Source organism: Amycolatopsis sp. FBCC-B4732, from assembly GCF_023008405.1.
Classification (GTDB): Bacteria; Actinomycetota; Actinomycetes; order Mycobacteriales; family Pseudonocardiaceae; genus Amycolatopsis; species Amycolatopsis pretoriensis_A.
The window spans coordinates 2,531,140-2,546,896 of sequence record NZ_CP095376.1 but is presented as its reverse complement, the minus strand read 5'-3'; the positions used below and the strand labels follow the sequence as shown (position 1 = coordinate 2,546,896).

Annotated in this window: 9 protein-coding genes; 5 read left to right on the top strand and 4 right to left on the bottom strand. The window is 73.6% G+C overall.

The features are described from left to right. Positions 1-63 precede the first annotated feature (63 nt). The gene (locus tag MUY14_RS10785; RefSeq protein WP_247022815.1) at positions 64-1,941 is read left to right on the top strand and encodes a hypothetical protein; all 1,878 of its coding nucleotides are present in this window, start codon (positions 64-66) and stop codon (positions 1,939-1,941) included. Here the strand turns inward: MUY14_RS10785 and MUY14_RS10780 are convergent. Continuing rightward, the gene (locus MUY14_RS10780; RefSeq protein ID WP_247022814.1) at positions 1,922-2,182 is read right to left on the bottom strand and encodes a hypothetical protein; all 261 of its coding nucleotides are present in this window, start codon (positions 2,180-2,182) and stop codon (positions 1,922-1,924) included. The genes MUY14_RS10785 and MUY14_RS10780 overlap by 20 nt on opposite strands. A 112-nt stretch (positions 2,183-2,294) precedes the next feature. Between MUY14_RS10780 and MUY14_RS10775 the strand changes: the two genes are divergently transcribed. Then, a complete protein-coding gene (locus MUY14_RS10775; protein ID WP_247022813.1) occupies positions 2,295-2,432 on the top strand; it encodes a hypothetical protein in 138 nt (45 codons plus the stop codon). A 65-nt stretch (positions 2,433-2,497) separates the two neighbouring features. After that, entirely contained in the window at positions 2,498-5,509 is a 3,012-nt protein-coding gene (locus MUY14_RS10770) for a BTAD domain-containing putative transcriptional regulator (protein WP_247022812.1), read from the top strand. Positions 5,510-5,813: 304 nt separating this feature from the next. Here the strand turns inward: MUY14_RS10770 and MUY14_RS10765 are convergent, their stop codons facing one another. Beyond that, positions 5,814-10,640 (bottom strand): RHS repeat-associated core domain-containing protein, encoded by a 4,827-nt coding sequence (locus MUY14_RS10765; RefSeq protein WP_247022811.1) that lies wholly within the window; start codon positions 10,638-10,640, stop codon positions 5,814-5,816. 215 nt (positions 10,641-10,855) lie between these two features. Next, the gene (locus MUY14_RS10760; protein WP_247022810.1) at positions 10,856-10,993 is read right to left on the bottom strand and encodes a hypothetical protein; all 138 of its coding nucleotides are present in this window, start codon (positions 10,991-10,993) and stop codon (positions 10,856-10,858) included. A 183-nt stretch (positions 10,994-11,176) separates the two neighbouring features. On the opposite strand from MUY14_RS10760, the gene MUY14_RS10755 reads away from it, so the two are divergent. After that, positions 11,177-12,673, top strand: coding sequence for a PKD domain-containing protein (locus MUY14_RS10755; protein ID WP_247022809.1), 1,497 nt, complete (start codon positions 11,177-11,179; stop codon positions 12,671-12,673). 14 nt (positions 12,674-12,687) lie between these two features. Next, positions 12,688-14,148 (top strand): hypothetical protein, encoded by a 1,461-nt coding sequence (locus MUY14_RS10750; protein ID WP_247022808.1) that lies wholly within the window; start codon positions 12,688-12,690, stop codon positions 14,146-14,148. Between the two features lie 163 nt (positions 14,149-14,311). On the opposite strand, the gene MUY14_RS10745 is transcribed toward MUY14_RS10750, so the two are convergent. Beyond that, positions 14,312-15,757, bottom strand: a complete 1,446-nt coding sequence (locus MUY14_RS10745) for an aldehyde dehydrogenase (protein WP_247022807.1) — start codon at positions 15,755-15,757, stop codon at positions 14,312-14,314.

Sequence of the window (15,757 nt, the reverse complement as noted above, 5' to 3'; positions counted from 1 at the left end):
ACCCCGGCACCGTCCCCCCAACCCCGCGGCGGGGACGGTGCCCCACCGCAAAGCGCCGCACCCATGGCCGGTGGCGGGATGCCGCCCGGCGGCACACCCGGTGGCGGCGGGCTCGGTGGCGGGACCCCGCGCACCGGCGGCGGTGGTGGGGGCTGGACCGGCACCCCGGGCAGCCCCGGCGCGCACATCGACGCACCCGGACGGCCCCGCACCGGCGCGGACCTGCCCACCAGCCGTCCCCGCACACCCGACGCACCCGCACCCGCCGCCCGCGGCGGCTACGGGCCCGGCACCCACGCCCCCGACACCCGACCCACCGGGCACACCCCCGGCACCAACAGCGGCACCCGCCCGCACGGCACCGACGGCCACACCCCCAGCACCGACGGCACCACCCACGCACCCCACGACCACACCCCCACCGACCCCGACAGCACCCCCCACCACCACGACCCCGAACCCCCCACCCCCGACCAGATCAACGCCCGCCACGCCGAAAACACCCCCGCAGGCAGCTCCTACCACGCCGACGACCCCACCATCGGCGACCTCCCCCACCGCGTCCCACCCGACCCCCACGGCCGCTACACCGTCGACGTCCACGTCACCCCCGACGGACACGCACGCATCGGCGACCACCACTACACCCCCGAACAATTCGCCGACATCCTCCGCCACAACGGCGACTACGACGGCCGCCCCATCCGGCTCATCGGCTGCGACGCCTCCTCCAACGACTTCGCCCACCGCCTCTCCCGCGAACTCGACACCGACGTCACCGCACCCACCAAACCCGCCTGGACCGACTCCCACGGACGCGTCTTCTCCTCCGACTACGAAATCGGCCCCGACGGACGCATGCGCCCCCGCATCCCACCCGACGGCGAATGGAACACCCACCACCCCGACGGCACCACCCACCGCGCCGGCGACGACGGGTTCGCGCCCGGGGCGCACGACAAGGAGGGCCTCGACGCCGACGACGCGCGCGCCCGGGGTGACGATGCCGCCGAGGCGCACAAGAAGAAGGTCCAGCAAGAGCTCGTCGACCGGCTCAACAAGCACGACGAAGAAGCCGAAAAGCTGCTCCGCAAGTACTGGCGGCAGGCCGAGGGGAACGACACCGTCCTGGCGCGGAAGAACACCGACGTCCAGCACGACGGGGCCGAACTCCCCGCGCTCCGCCGGAACGCCGGCGGGGACTACGAAATCCACGACCGCCCGACCAACGTCAAGTCCGAGACCATCGACGCCCACCGGCGGGCCGGCGGACGTGACACCGCGTCGGCGCAGCTGCTGGAGGACGCCGACATCCTCGCCGCCGGGCGGCCGCACATCTGGTCCTATTTGGACGAAGCCAACCACGCGGTCCGCGGCACTCCCCTGCCGGACAGCCGCTTCGACACCGCGCTCGACCGGATCGACCAGGCCGGGTTCAACGACGTGCAGAGCAACCACTGGAACAACCGGCTGGGCGACCTGGCCGCCGACCACGCCGTCGGCGACGGGCTCGGGCAGCCGGACTTCGCCGACCGGCCGCTGCGCCGCGTCGACGTGCCCGACCGGGGTGCGAACCACTTCGACCAGGTGCACGTGGACCCCGACGGCAACTACGTGATCGTCGAGGCGAAGGGCCCCTCGGCCGGCTACAACGCCAACGGCGGCTACGAGCAGGGCCACCCCGAGTACGTCCGGAACATCATCGCCAAGATGATCGAGCGCGGCGAACCCGAAGCCGGTCACGCGCGCCTGATGCAGGCGCAGCTCGACGAAGGCAAGCTGCGTTACTTCCACGTCAAGGCCCAGGTCGAGAAGGCGGACCTGACCGGCTACACGGAGGAGCAGCTGAGGGCGATGCCCGCGGCGAAGCGGCCCGCCGACCGGTACGCCGGGTACGTGGTCCAGGAGTTCGACCTCTCCATCACCACGCGGCGGCCGTGACCGGCGGCCCGCCCGGGAGGACGACGGTCGTGCCGGCCGGTTCGCGGAGGGCGTGACACCCGAACACACCGCGGTCACCGGCGGGGGCGCAGTGGACGCGCGTCCGGATCTCGACCTTCCGCAGCAGCCGGACCGCCGTCGGGGTGGCGGCTTCGGCCACCGGGACCGGGGCGTGGCCGAGGAGCACTGCCGCGGCCAACGCGCCGAGGCACACTCGTCCGGCGATGCCGTGTGTTCGCACGAACGGGACGTTAAAGAGCCGGGCTATCCGTTCCGCATCCCGGGAGCCGGCGCGGATAGCGATCGGATAGCGACCTTCGGGACGCTATCGGCACGACAAGGGGAGGATCGTCATGGTGAAGAAAGCAGCGGCGTGGGCGCTCGCGCTGGCCGCCGTCGTCGTGTTCGCAACGCCGGTCACGGCGCAAGCCTCGCCGGCCGCGCCGGCCAGTCCGACGTCGGGGTGCGTCGGCTCGAGGACGGGCTGCTGACACCTCCGGGGTGAAGCGGCCCGGTCGCTGTACTCCCGGTCGGCCGCCGGGCGATACTGGCCGGCGTGGGAGTTCAGGGGGTACGGCTCGGGACGCTGCGCGTGGGCATCCTCGGACCGCTGGAGGTGTGGTCGGGCGACCGGCGGCTGAACGCCGGTGGCCGGCGCCAGCAGCGGCTGCTGGCGCTGCTCGCGCTCAACGCCAACCGCTCGCTCCACCCCGGTCAGGTGATCGACGCCCTCTGGGACGAAGCACCGCCGTCGACGGCGCGCAGCCAGGTGTACAACACCGTCGCCAAGCTGCGGGGCGCGCTGGGCGACGCCCGCACGGCCATCGCCACGGACGGCGGGAGCTACCGCCTGGTCGTCGCGGAGGGTGACGTCGACTTCCTGCGCTTCGACCGGCTCGTCACGCAGGCGCGGGAACAGGCCGCGGCCGACCCGAGAGCGGCGAAGCGACTGCTCGAGGCGGCGCTGGGGCTGTGGCGGGGTGACGCGCTGCCGAGCCTCGACGGCCGGGTCTTCGCCGACGCCGCCGTCGCTCTCGAGGAACGCTGCCTGGCGGCCCGCGAACTGCTGATCCAGCTGCGCCTCGAGCTGGGTGACACCGGCGGCCTCGCCGCGGAGGTGGCCGGTCTCGTCGCCCGCCACCCCGACCGCGAGACGCTCGTCGCGAAGCAGATGGCCGTCCTGCACGGCGAAGGCCGGACGGCGGAGGCCCTCCAGGTGTACGCGCGGACGAGCGCCCGCTTGGCGGACGAGCTGGGCGTCGATCCCGGGCGGGAGCTGAAAGCGCTTCACGAGCGCATCCTCGGCGGCACCCCCGAGCACGTCGTCCGGCCGGCCGGCGAACGTCAGTACCTGCCGCGGGTCGTCGCCGACTTCACCGGGCGGACGGCGGAAATCGACCGGCTCGTCGGCCTGACCCGCGACGCCGACGGTAGCGCGGTCGTCATCACCGCGCTCGACGGGATGCCCGGCATCGGGAAGACCACGCTGGCGATCAGGGTCGGGCACCTGCTCTCCGAGCGGCATCCGGACGGGCAGCTCTTCCTCGACCTCCACGGGCACACGCCGGGGCAGGCACCGGTGCCGGCCACCGCCGCGCTGGACGTCCTGCTGCGCGGCGCCGGCGTGCCGCCGGAACGCGTCCCGGACGGGCTCGACCGCCGTGCCGAGCTGTGGCGGGCCGCGGTGGCCAGCCGCCGGATGCTGGTGGTGCTCGACAACGCCGCCGACGCCGCCCAGGTCCGGCCCCTGCTGCCGGGCACCCCGGGCGTCCAGGTCCTCGTGACGAGCCGGCGGCGGCTCGCCATGCTGGAAGGCGCGACCGCGCTGTCCCTCGACCTGCTCAGCGACGCCGAAGCCGCCGAGCTGTTCCGCCGGATCGCCGAGCCGGGCCGCCCGCCGTTCGACCCGGACCTCGTGCGGGAGATCGCGGACCTCTGCGGCCGGCTGCCGCTGGCCATCCGGATCGCGGCGTCGCGGCTGCGGGCGCGGCCGTCCTGGACCCTCGGCTTCCTCGCGGAGCTGCTGCGCAACGAGGATCGCCGGCTCGGCGAGCTGGCCGCGGGCGATCGCAGCGTAGCCGCCGCGTTCGCCGTGTCCTACCAGCACCTCGACGCGGCCGAACAGGCCGCTTTCCGGCTGCTCGGGCTGCTGCCGGGCGGGGACTTCGACGCGCCGGCCGCGGCAGCGGTCCTCGGGATACCGCCGTCCGAAGCCGCTCCCCTGCTCGAAGAACTCGTCGACGCGAACCTGCTGGCCCAGCACGCCGCCACGCGCTACCACTTCCACGACCTGCTCCGCCAGTACGCGCACACGACAGCACTCCGGGAGTGCACCGCCGCGGAGCGGCACACCGCGATCCGGCGGCTGCTCGCGCACTACCTCGCCCTCGGCCGGGCAGCCGAGCGGGTCCTCGACCCGGGCCGGTCGGCCGGCGAGCCCGGTGGCCCGGTCTTCGCGTCCGCCGACGAGGCGCGGGCCGTGGTGGCGGCGGAGCACCGCAACCTGATCGCCGCGCTGCGGGTGGCGGCCCGGCACGAGGTCCCGGACATCGCGTCGGACGTTGCGGCCACCTTCGGGCCCCTGCTCGTCCGGCGCGGCTACCTCGACGACGCGCTCGACGTCTACGAACGCGGGCTCGAAGTGGCCAGGGACCGCGGGACCGAGGCGGTGCTGCACCGGAGCAAGGGGCTGGCACTCATCGTGGTCCAGCGGCTGGACGAGGCGCTGCGCACCCTGCGGATCGCGCTCGCCATCGAAGAGGAACGCGGCGACGAACTCGGCGCGGGCCGCGTGCACACCAACATCGGGATCGTGCACATCCGCCTCGGCCACTTCCGCGCGGCGATCCCCACCCTGCTCCGCGCCACGGAACTGGTCGCCGCCGCGGGGACGGCCCGCGACCGGGCGGCGCCCCTGCTCAACCTCGCCGTCGCCCACGCCGGGGTCGAGGACCACGACGCGGCGATCGCCTGCAGCCGGGCCGTGCTGGCCCTGCCCGGCCTCGACAACCCGTACCTCGAGGCCACGGCCCTGCTCAACCTCGGCTACGCGCTCACCGAGCGCGGAGACACCGAGGTCAGCCTGCCGCTGCTGGAGCAGGCCCGGGCCCGGGCGCGGGCAATCGGCGCCACCGAAGTCGAAGCCCGCAGCCTGGTGTTCCTGGCCGAGTGCTTCCGCGCCCGGGCCCGGTACGAGGACGCGCTCGGGCACGGCCGAACCGCGCTGACCCTCGCCAGGGACATCGGCCACAAGGACGTCGAGAGCGCGGCGCTGACGACGCTCGGGCGCATCCACGCCGCGGCCGGCGCGCGGGCGGAGGCGCGTGATTGTTTCGCGGAAGCGTTGCGCCTGACCGGCCGGGACCGCAACAGCCACGCCGACGTGCTGGCCCACGACGGCCTGGCCAGGGTGGCCCGGTCCGACGGCGACCTGCGCACGGCGGCGGAGCACTGGACCGCGGCGCTGCCACTGGCCCGGGCGGCCCAACTCCCGATCGCCGACCGCATCGCCACCGAACTCGCCGGGCTCGACGAGCCCGATGCCCCGCAGGGCCGGCCGGTCGACTGAAAGCGCCCGCGACCACGGCCCCATCCGACGCCGACCTGCGCACGGCGACGGAACACTGGACCGCCGCCCTGCCACCGGCCCGGGCGGCCCAACTCCCGATCGCCGACCGCATCGCCACCGAACTCGCCGAGCTCGCCGAGCTCGCCGGGCTCGCCGGGCTCGGCGCCCCGCAGGGCCCGCCGGTCAACTGAAAGCGCCCGCGACCACGGCCCCATCCGGCGGCGCACTGGACCGCGGCGCAGCTGGGCCCGGGCCTCCGAACTCGCCGGGCTCGACGAGCCCGGTGCCCCGCGGGGCCCGCCGGTCAGCTGAAGGCGCCCGTGAGGGTGTCCATCTTGGTGCCGACCGGCGGGAACTGCGGGAGGAACTTCGGCTCCTTCGCGAAGCCGATGTACTGCTGCAGCTCCGGGGTGAGGCCCTTGTACTCCGCGTTCAGCACCAGGTGGTCGCGGATCGACCTCTCGAACCCGTTGGGCGAGTTCGGGAACTTCACGTTCGGGCTGGCCTCGACCGAGTACTCCACCTTGAGGTTCTGGATGTCGTCCCGGACCTTGTTGAACTGGCTCGGGCTGAAGCCGGCGCGGCCCAGCTCGGCGTCCGTCGGTGGCTTGGCCTTCAGCTGCTCCAAGCGGACGTTGGCGTTCTTCAACGGGCCCTCGAACTTGCCGGACATGTTCTTGTTCGCCGTCGACGTCAGCGGCGTCATGTTGTCCGACAGACCCGGGCCACCGAGGTTGTCGTTCTGCAGGTGGCCGCGGATCCAGCGGTTCTTGCCGTCCGGCTTGTACCCGTTGACGTTGTTCAGCTCGTTCTGCAGCTCCGGGCTGTAGCTCGAATGCTTGGTGGTCTCCAGGTCCTTGACGTCGGTGAGCTCGCCCGGCTGCGGCTTCGAGCCGCCGGGGCGCGGCGACCCGTCGAGGGTCTGCTTCCCGGACGACGTGCCGCCGCCCTGCGAGGTCGTGCGGCCGCTGACCGGGTCCTTGCTGCCCCACGGCTTGGCGGCCGGGCCCGGCTGGTTCGACGACGTCCCGCCGGAGCTGCTGCCCTTGTTCGGCTTGGTCTTCGGGTACGGCGCCGCCGCCTGGGTGGCCGCCTTCGAGCACTTGCCCGCGTTCGATCGGCCGGAGAACCGGCGCTGGTCGTTCGGGTCCGAGCCGAAGCCGCCCGCGGTGAGGCCGAGCGGGTCGGCCGCCACGAGCGGGTCGCCGACGTAGGTCAGCGGGTTCGGCGCCGGCGCGAGGCCGAGCGGGTCGGGCGAGATGTAACGGGCGTTCGCCGGGTCGTAGTACCGGAAGACGTTGTAGTGCAGCCCGGTTTCGCGGTCGAGGTACTGGCCGGGGAACCGCAGCGGGGTCTCGGCCGCGCCCGCGCCGGACAGGCCCCACAGGCTCGTCCGCACCGCCCGGACCACGCCGTCCACGCCCACCAGGTCCACCGGCGTGCCCACGTCGTCGGTGACCAGCGCGGCCAGCCGCGTGCGGCCGTCCGGGGTGGTGACCGCCTGCGCCACCGGCCGGCCGTCGTCGGGGTGGTGCACCCACGTCCACGTCTCGACCGGCGCGCCGCCCAGCGTGTGCCGGGCTTCGACCAGTGCGTTGCCGTCCCAGGTGAACTCGACCTGCTCGGCGACCGCGCCCGCCGCGTCCAGCCGCTGCTTCGCGATCCGGCGGTCCAGCGCGTCGTAGTGGTAGCGCCAGTCGGCGCCGTCCGGGGTGCGCACCGCCGTCAGGTGGTCCTGGGCGTCCCAGGTGAACGTCCAGGTCAGGTCGCCGACGCTCCGCCGGACCAGCCGGCCCTGCGCGTCGTGGGCGTAGCGCACCGCGCCGGCCGTCTCCAGCACGCCACCGGTGTAGCGGCGCGGGCCGGCTTCGGGACCGGTCCCCGGGGACGACGACACGAGGTGGCCGAGGACGTCGTAGGCGTAGCGCTCGGCCGTGCCGGGCCGCAGCACCGCGGTGATCCGGCCGGTCACGTCGAACTCGTGCCGCACCGCGCCTTCCGGGTCTTCGCGCGCCAGGACGCTGCCGTCCGGACGCCGGTGGTAGCGCCGGATCCCGGCGGGCGTCCGTTGCGCCGCGAGCCGGCCCGCGGCGTCGAACTCCTGGCGCACCAACGGGTTCGCCCCGACGGCTACGGCGACCGTGCGCCCCGCGTCGTCGCGCTGCAGCGCCAGGCTGGTGCCCGCGACGTCCAGCAGGTCGGCGTCGCCGGTCCGGTGCCACCGGACGTCCACTCCGGACGGGGTGCGCCGCCGGGTCACCGTTTCGCTGTCGTAGCCGAAGGTCGTGGTGCGGCCGCCGGTGGTCTGCCGGACGACCCGCCCCTCGGCGTCGTGGGCCAGCTCGACCGCGGTGCCCGGGCCGGCGGCGTGCACGAGCCGGCCGACCGGGTCGTAACGGTAGGTCTCGGTGCCCGCGGCGGAGGTGCGCTCGGTCAGGTTGCCGAGCGGGTCGTAGCGGTACTCGACGACCTCGCCGGCGGCGTTCTCCAGGCGGACCAGCTGCCCGGCGGCGTCGTAGGCGCACCGGGTGACCCGGCCGTCGAAGTCGGACTGCGTGCGCAGCCTGCCCTCGGCGTCGTAGGTGTACTCCCAGGTCCGCCCGGCGGGGTCGACGACGGCGAGCAGGCGCAGCTCGGTGTCGTAGCGGCGGGTGGTGCGCGCGCCCGTGGGGTCGGCCGTGGCGGTGACCAGCCCGAACGGCCCGCGCTCGGTGACGGTGACGCGGCCGAGCGCGTCGGTGTGCGACGTCTCCCCGCCCTCGCCGTCGTAGGTCCACAGCTGCCGGGCGCCGTCGGCGGCCACGACGGCCCGCAGGTCGCCCTCGACCGTCCAGGTCAGCGCCGTGCGGCCACCGGCCTCGCGCACCGCGCGCGGGCGGCCGAACAGGTCGGGCTCGGCCGGGGCGGCTGGGTCGCGCGGCTGCTCGGCGGTCGACGGCTGTTCGGCGTCCTGGTCTTCGGCCACGCCGAGCGGGTCGGTGTAGGGGTCGGGCAGCGCCGTGGCCGGGTAGCGGCGGCGGAACACTCCCCCGGCGGCCTCGACCTCGATTTCGAGCGTGTCTTCGGTGCGTTCGGTCAGCAGCACGCGGGTGCCGTCCGGGCGCAGCACCGCGCGCAGGATCCCGGCGGCGTCGTGCTCGAACTCCGTGCGCCGCCCGAGCGGGTCGGTGCGGGCCAGCAGGCGGTTGTGCGGACCCCATTCGCTGCGCGTGACGCCGCCGAGCTTGTCGGTCTCGGCGACCACGTTGCCCGCCTCGTCGAACTCGAACACCTTCCGGTGCCCCAGCGAGTCGGTGGTCGTGGTGCGGCCTTCGGCGTAGGCGAGGGCCCCGTCGAGGTAGCCCTGGTCGCCGACGGTCCGGACGCAGCGGCCCGCCTCGTCGTAGACGTAGCGGTACCAGGCGCCGTTGTGGTCGGTCCAGCCGGTGAGCCTGCCCTCGGCGTCGTGGTCGTAGCGCGCGGGCCGGGGCGTGGAGTTGGTGCGCTGCGCGAGGTGCCCGTACCGGTCGTAGTCGTAGTTCGCGACGAGCACGTCCCCGCCGGGCGAGACGGCCCGGATGGCCCGCACGCGGCCGCCGGCGGTGTCGAACGCGATCCGGGCGCCCGCGGAGTGCGTGAGCAGCAGCGGCGCGCCGGCGGGGTCGCGGTCGAGTTCGAGGAACTCGCCGTCCTCGGTCCGGACTTCGCGCAGCAGCAGCTCGCCGTCACCGGCGGGGGTGAACCGCCGGGCCTGCCCGCGGCCGGGATCGGTGACGACGTAGTCGTCGCCGTCGGCGTGCAGCAGGCGCAGGGGGCCGTGCTGGGAGGTCGTGCCGGCGCCGGGCGCGGGCAGCGGGAACGTGAGCACCATCGCGTCGGCCGAGTGGTAGCGCACCAGGCCGGCGTCGAGGGTCAGCCGCTCGTCGGGCAGCGCCGTCCAGGACGGGCCGAACCAGCGGCCGTCCCGGTAGGAGGACACGTGGTTGCGGGTGACGAGCTCGCCGAGCGCGCCGGGCACCACGAGGTCGACCTCGGTGAACAGCACGTCGCCGGTCGCGACGTCGATCGGGTCGAACTCGCAGACCTTCTCGTCGGGCTCCTTGTTCTTGGCCGGGTCCGGCCCGTCCTTGGGCTTGCCCTTCGGCGTGCCCGAAGGCGTGGTGGAGTTCCCGTCGGGCCCACCCCGGGTCGCGGGCGGCGGCGGTTCCGGGCTCTTCGGCGGCGGCTCGTCCGGGCCCTTCGAAGCCGGCGGCGGGTCGGTCTTGGGCGGGGTGTCAGGCCCCTTGGCGCCGGAGGTGTGAGTCCCGTCGCCGGGCTTGCCGTTCGGCCCGTCGCCTTTGCCGTGGGGTCCGTCGATGCCCTTCGGGTTGCCGTTGATGTCCGCGTGCTTCGGCGGCGGCCCCGCCTTACCCGGCTTGATGTTCTTCAACGCCTTCGCCGCATCCGCGAACAAATCCCCCGCCCGCTTCAACAACGGCACCAACGCCTTCAACGCCGTGACCAGCCGCTTCACCAGATCCGCGATCTTCGACGCCGTCTTCGCCACCGCACCGACCACCTGCGGCACCACCCACGTCAGACCGATACCCAAGGTGAACACCACCTGCAACGCCCAGCTGATCAAATGCCCGATCAGCTCCGCGATGATGTCCCGCACCAGCGCCCGCACCGCCGCCACCACCTCACCGGCGGTCTTCACCCCACTGGAAGCGCCTTCGCAGCCCTTCTGCGCAGTCTCCAGCAAAGTGACGGTGTCCTGCGCCCGCTGACGGTAAGTATCAGCGGCGTTACCGGTCCAGGACGCGGTGTCGGCCTTCACCATCCCGGTCAGGTCCTCACCGATGCTGCCCAGCTCGGTGGCGACGTTCTTCCAGGTTTCGGATTGCGCGGCGATCTCGTCGGCGTTGCCGGTCAGCCCGTTGAGCGCCTCCTTCAGCGGGCCGACGTGCTCCATCAGCCACCCGACCCCGGCGGCGAGGACGGCACCGAAGGGGTCCATCGCCATCGACAACGCGTCCAGAGCGGTGCCCACGGCACCCATCGCGACCGACGCCCAGTCGCCTGATTCGATCGCGGATTTCAGGTCGTTCGCCGACTCCAGCAGCGAGATGCCCGAGTACGCCTTGGTCGAGTCCTTGGTCTCCGCGACCAACGGGTTGCTGATGGCGCCCTACCTCCCCGTGAATCTTTCTTGAACGTCCATCAAAGCACGAAGCCGTCAACGGCCTTTCGGCCACGCGCGCAAGGGGGACGGCGGTTGCCCGACCGCACCCGGAAGTGTGCCCGTGGCCACCCGGGGCCGGACGCCGGAGTGGGGGCACACCGAAGTACTTCCGGGCCCCGACGAGGGGGGTTGGTCCGGGCCCGTCACCAGAGATCCTTCAGCTGGTTGATGAGGTTCACGACCTGCTCGACCAGTGTCAGGGCGATGACGAACGGACTGATGGCTGCCGCGACGCGCAGCTTCGTCGTCTTCTTCTCCCGAGCGTAGCCACAGGCGGCCACCGAGAGCCGATTCGCCGTGAACGGACCCCTCGCCGGGTGTCCGGTTTTGTCAGCCGGTGCCCGGCTGTTGCGGCATCCGGTCTAATTCCGCCCCGACCCGGTCACATCGGGCGGCGCAGCGCCGATACGTCCGGCAGGGATCTTCGTCATGGGGGCGGGGAAGTTCACGAGGGGGAACGAATCGTGCTGTTTTCTTCACGCTCGAGCGGCTCGAGAGGGCGGACGGCCGTGGTCGCCGTGCTGGCCGCGGCGCTGGCCACCGCCGTGCCAGGGGTCGCGCACGCCGCGGCGCCGCCGGCCAACGACGACTTCGACAGCCCGGCCGCCGTCGCCGCGCTGCCGTTCACCGCGCAGGAGGACACCGGCGGGGCCACCGAAGCGGCCGACGACCCGGTCTGGTGCGAGGGGAACGCGGCGAGCGGGACGGTCTGGTTCCGGTACACCGCGACCCAGGACGGTCTGCTGCGCGCCACGACGACGGGCAGCGACCACCGCACCGTCCTGTCCGCGAGCACCGGGGCGCGCGGGCACCTGCAGCCCGTGGCCGACGGCTGCGACTACGGGACGGACGCCACCATCACCTTCCGGGCCACCGCGGGGACGACCTACTCCTTCCAGGTCTCCGGTATCGAGACCCCGGGCGGCGCGCTGTCGTTCGCGCTCGACACGATCGCGCCGGCGGCCAACGACGCCTTCGCCGACGCCGAGCCGGTGACCGCCCTGCCGTTCACGCGGCAGCCGGACCTCTCGCTCGCCTCGACCGAGGCCGGGGAGCCGGCGTCGACCTGCGTGGACGACGAGGCCCAGCCCTCGGTCTGGTACTCCCTGCCGGCAGCGGACGCGGCGCGCTCGCTCACCGCGCGGGTCGACGGGGCCGCCGCCGTCACCGTGTACGCCGGGAACTCGCTGGCGGAGCTGACGCAGGTCGCGTGCAGGCGGAGCTCCGGCGACCCGGTCGCGTTCGGGGCGGCGGCCGGCACCCGCTACGCCGTCCGCGTGACCGGGCCGCACCGCGGTTACGGGCCGGTCGAGCTGGAACTGGCCACAGCGCCGCCGCTGGACCCGTACGTGTACGTGTCGCCGACGTCCGCGACCGTGTTCGACAACGTCGGCTTCTCCGCGTCTTCGTACCAGGCGATCGACCGGCCGCTCGGCGGGACGTGGGACTTCGGCGACGGCAAGTCGGCCCCGGTCGGCGTGGACACCGTGTACCACCGCTACGCGGCCGACGGCGTCTACCCGGCCGCGCTCCACGCGAAGTCGCCCGACGGGCGCACCAAGACGGTCGACGTCCCGATCACGGTGCTCACGCACGACGTCGGGATCGCCAAGTTCGTCGTGCCCACCTCGGCGCGGCAGGGGGAAAGCAAGCCGATCTCCGTGGACGTGACCAACACCCGGTACGCCGAGACGGTCACCGTCGCGCTGTCCAAGCTGTCCGGGGACTCCTGGACCGACGTCGGCCGGCTCACGCTCCAGGTGCCCGCGCGGGCCACCGGCAAGGTCCGGTTCCCCTTCTCCTACACCTTCGGCCCCGGCGACGCGCTGTCCGGCAAGGTCGCGTTCCGCGCCGACGTCCGGCTGCAGTACCCGGCGGAAGACGCCTTCCCGGCGGACAACACGGCGGTCTCCATCGCCACCACCGTCAAGCCGCCCGCCACGCGCATCGCCGCCGTCTGACCAGGGGGAACACCATGAAACCGTCCATCCGCCCGCTGCTCGCGGGCCTCGTGGCCGCCACGGCCGCGCTGCTGGCTCCCGGCGTCGCCCACGCGGCGGCGCCGTCCAACGACGACTTCGGGTCCGCCACGCCCGTCACCGCGCTGCCGTTCCAGGCGTCCCAGGACGCCCGCGAGGCGACGACCGCGCCCGGCGACCCGACGCCGTGCGGGACCTACACCACCTGGAACGTCTGGTACGACTACACCGCCGCCGCGGACGCGATCGTCCGGGTGACGCCGTCGTCGAGCACCTCCTCGCGGCCGTTCGTCGCGGTCTACACCGGTGACCGCGGGGCGCTGACGCAGGTGCCGGGCGCCTGCGCGGCGTGGAGCAACCCCGGCTCGGCGACGTTCCACGCCACCGCCGGGACGACCTACCACGTCCTGCTCGCCCAGCAGTACAACCAGGGCGACCTGACCGTCGGGTTCGCCGCGGTGCCGCCGGCGCCGAACGACGACTTCGCGACCGGCCCGGCGGTCACGGTGCCCGGGCAGTACGCCGGCGACCTGACGGTGGCTTCGGCCGAGCCCGGCGAGGTCAAGCCGAGCTGCGACCCGGCCGCCGAGCGGTCCGTGTGGTTCCGGTTCACCCCGGACCGCACCCGGCCGGTGAGCGTGCGGGCGATGTACGACTGGGGCCCGGGCATCACGGTGTACCGCGGCACGGCCGCGGACGCGCTGTCCGAAGTGGACTGCGTGGCCTCCGGCGACCGCCGCCCCGCCGTGTTCTCCGGCGTCGCCGGGGAGACGTACCGGATCCGCGTCGCCGACGATGTCGACGCCGCGTCGCTGTACAACATCGAACTCGAGGTGGCGCCGCCCCTTTCGCCGTGGGTCAACACCTACCCCGACACCCCGACGGTGTACTCCGACGTCACCATGACCCCGTCCACCGGCGACAGCCTGAACCGGCCGTTCGTCAGCGGCGAAGTGCGCTTCGGTGACGGCGGCTCGGCCCCCATCACCGGCGCGCCCATCACCCACCGCTACGCGGCCGACGGCACCTACCGGGTCGAGGTGACCGGGTCGACCGCCGACGGCCGCACCGGAACCGGCGCCGGCACGCTCAAGGTCGAAACGCACGACGTCGCGCTGTCGGACTTCGTCGTGCCGGCCAAGGCACGGGTCGACGACACCAAGCAGATCAAGGTGTCGGTGGCGAACGCCCGCTACGACGAGACCGTCACGGTCACGCTGTACCGGCTGAACGACCAGGGCACCTACTACCAGCAGGTCGGGCAGTCGGAGCAGTGGGTGCCGGCGGCGGCGGGCCGCAAGACGGTGTTCCCCTTCGCGTACACGTACACGGCGGCGGACGTCGCGGCGGGCAAGGCGGCGTTCAAGGTCGTCGCGAGCATCGACGCCCCCTACCCCGGCGACGCCCGTCCCGAGGACAACGAGCTGCTCGGCACGACGGCGGTCCGCACCCGCTGACCGCGGCACCGGTGTCGTGGGTGGGAAACAGGGTCAGAACCCTGTTTCCCCCTCGCGACCGGCGGGTGCCGTGGTGACCTCTTCGAAGGTGTACCGGGGCCGAGCTCGAGCCGGCCCGCGTCATACGGGCGCAGCAGTCAGCGAGCAGGCGGGTAGGCCCCGCTCAGGCCTGCAGGTGCATCGACTGCAGCGCCTGGTAAGCGGTCAGCCCCTCCGGCCCCAGCTCCCGGCCCAGCCCCGAATCCTTCACCCCGCCGAAAGGAGCCGCCGGGTCGACCGTGTACGTGTTCACGCCGATCGTTCCCGTGCGGATCCGGCTCGCGACCGCCTGGCCGCGGGCCGGGTCCGTGGTCCAGACCGTGCCGCCGAGGCCGTACGGGGAGTCGTTCGCGAGGGTGATCGCCTCTTCGTCGGTCTCGTACTTGATGATCGACAGGACCGGGCCGAAGATTTCCTCGCGGGCGATCGTCGAGTGGTTGTCCACGTCGGCGAACACCGTCGGCTCGACGAACCAGCCGCGGGGCTGCCCGGCCGGGCGGCCGCCGCCGGTGGTCAGGCGGGCGCCTTCGGCCAGGCCCTTCGCGATGTAGCCCTCGACGCGCTCGCGCTGGGCCGCCGAGGCCAGCGGGCCGATCTGGGTGGCCGGGTCGAGGGCGTCGCCCACCGCGAGGCCGGCCGCGAAGCCGGTGAACGTCTCGACGATCTCGTCGTAGCGGCTCGCCGGCGCCAGGATGCGGGTGGTCAGGTGGCAGGTCTGGCCGTTGTTGACCATCGTCGACAGGAACAGGTCCTGCGGGTTCGCGCTCAGGTCGGCGTCGTCCAGCACGATCGCCGCGGACTTGCCGCCCAGCTCGAGCGTCACCGGGCGCAGCAGCCGGCCGCACGTCTCGGCGATCTGCCGGCCGGCCGCTGTCGAGCCGGTGAACGCGACCTTGTCGACGCCCGGGTGCGAAACCAGGTGGGCGCCGCCCTCGCGGCCGCTCTGCACGATGTTGATCACGCCCGGCGGGAAGCCGGCCTCGTCGACCGCCTCGGCGAACAGCTGCGCGTCCAGCACCGTGCCCGGGCTCGGCTTGAGGACCAGCGTGCACCCCGCCGCGAGCGCCGGGCCGAGCTTGAACGCGGCCAGCGTCATCGGCAGGTTCCACGGCACGATCGCGCCGACCACCCCGACCGGCGTCCGCCGCACGCGGACCTTGCCGCCCAGCAGCCCGTCGCGGGCCTCGTCGAGCACCGCGGTCCGGATCAGGCCCGCGTAGTAGCGCAGGATCAGCTGCGGGAACCCGCCCTCGACGGCGTTGGCGATCGAGATCGGCAGGCCGTTCTGGCTGCTCACCCGCCGCGCCGTCTCCCCGGCCCGCGCGTCGAGCGCGACCGCCAGCCGCTCCATCACCGCCGCGCGCTCGGCCGGCTCCCAGGAGCTCCAGCCGACCGGGTCGTCGAACGCGGTCCGGGCCGCCGCCACCGCCGCGTCGATGTCGGCTTCGGCCGCTTCCGGCACCCGGCCGATGACCTGCTCCGTGCTGGCCGAAACGACCTCGATGGTCCGGGCCGAAGAAGGCGCGACCCACTTGCCGCCGATGTACAGGGATTCGTAGACCAGCTCCAC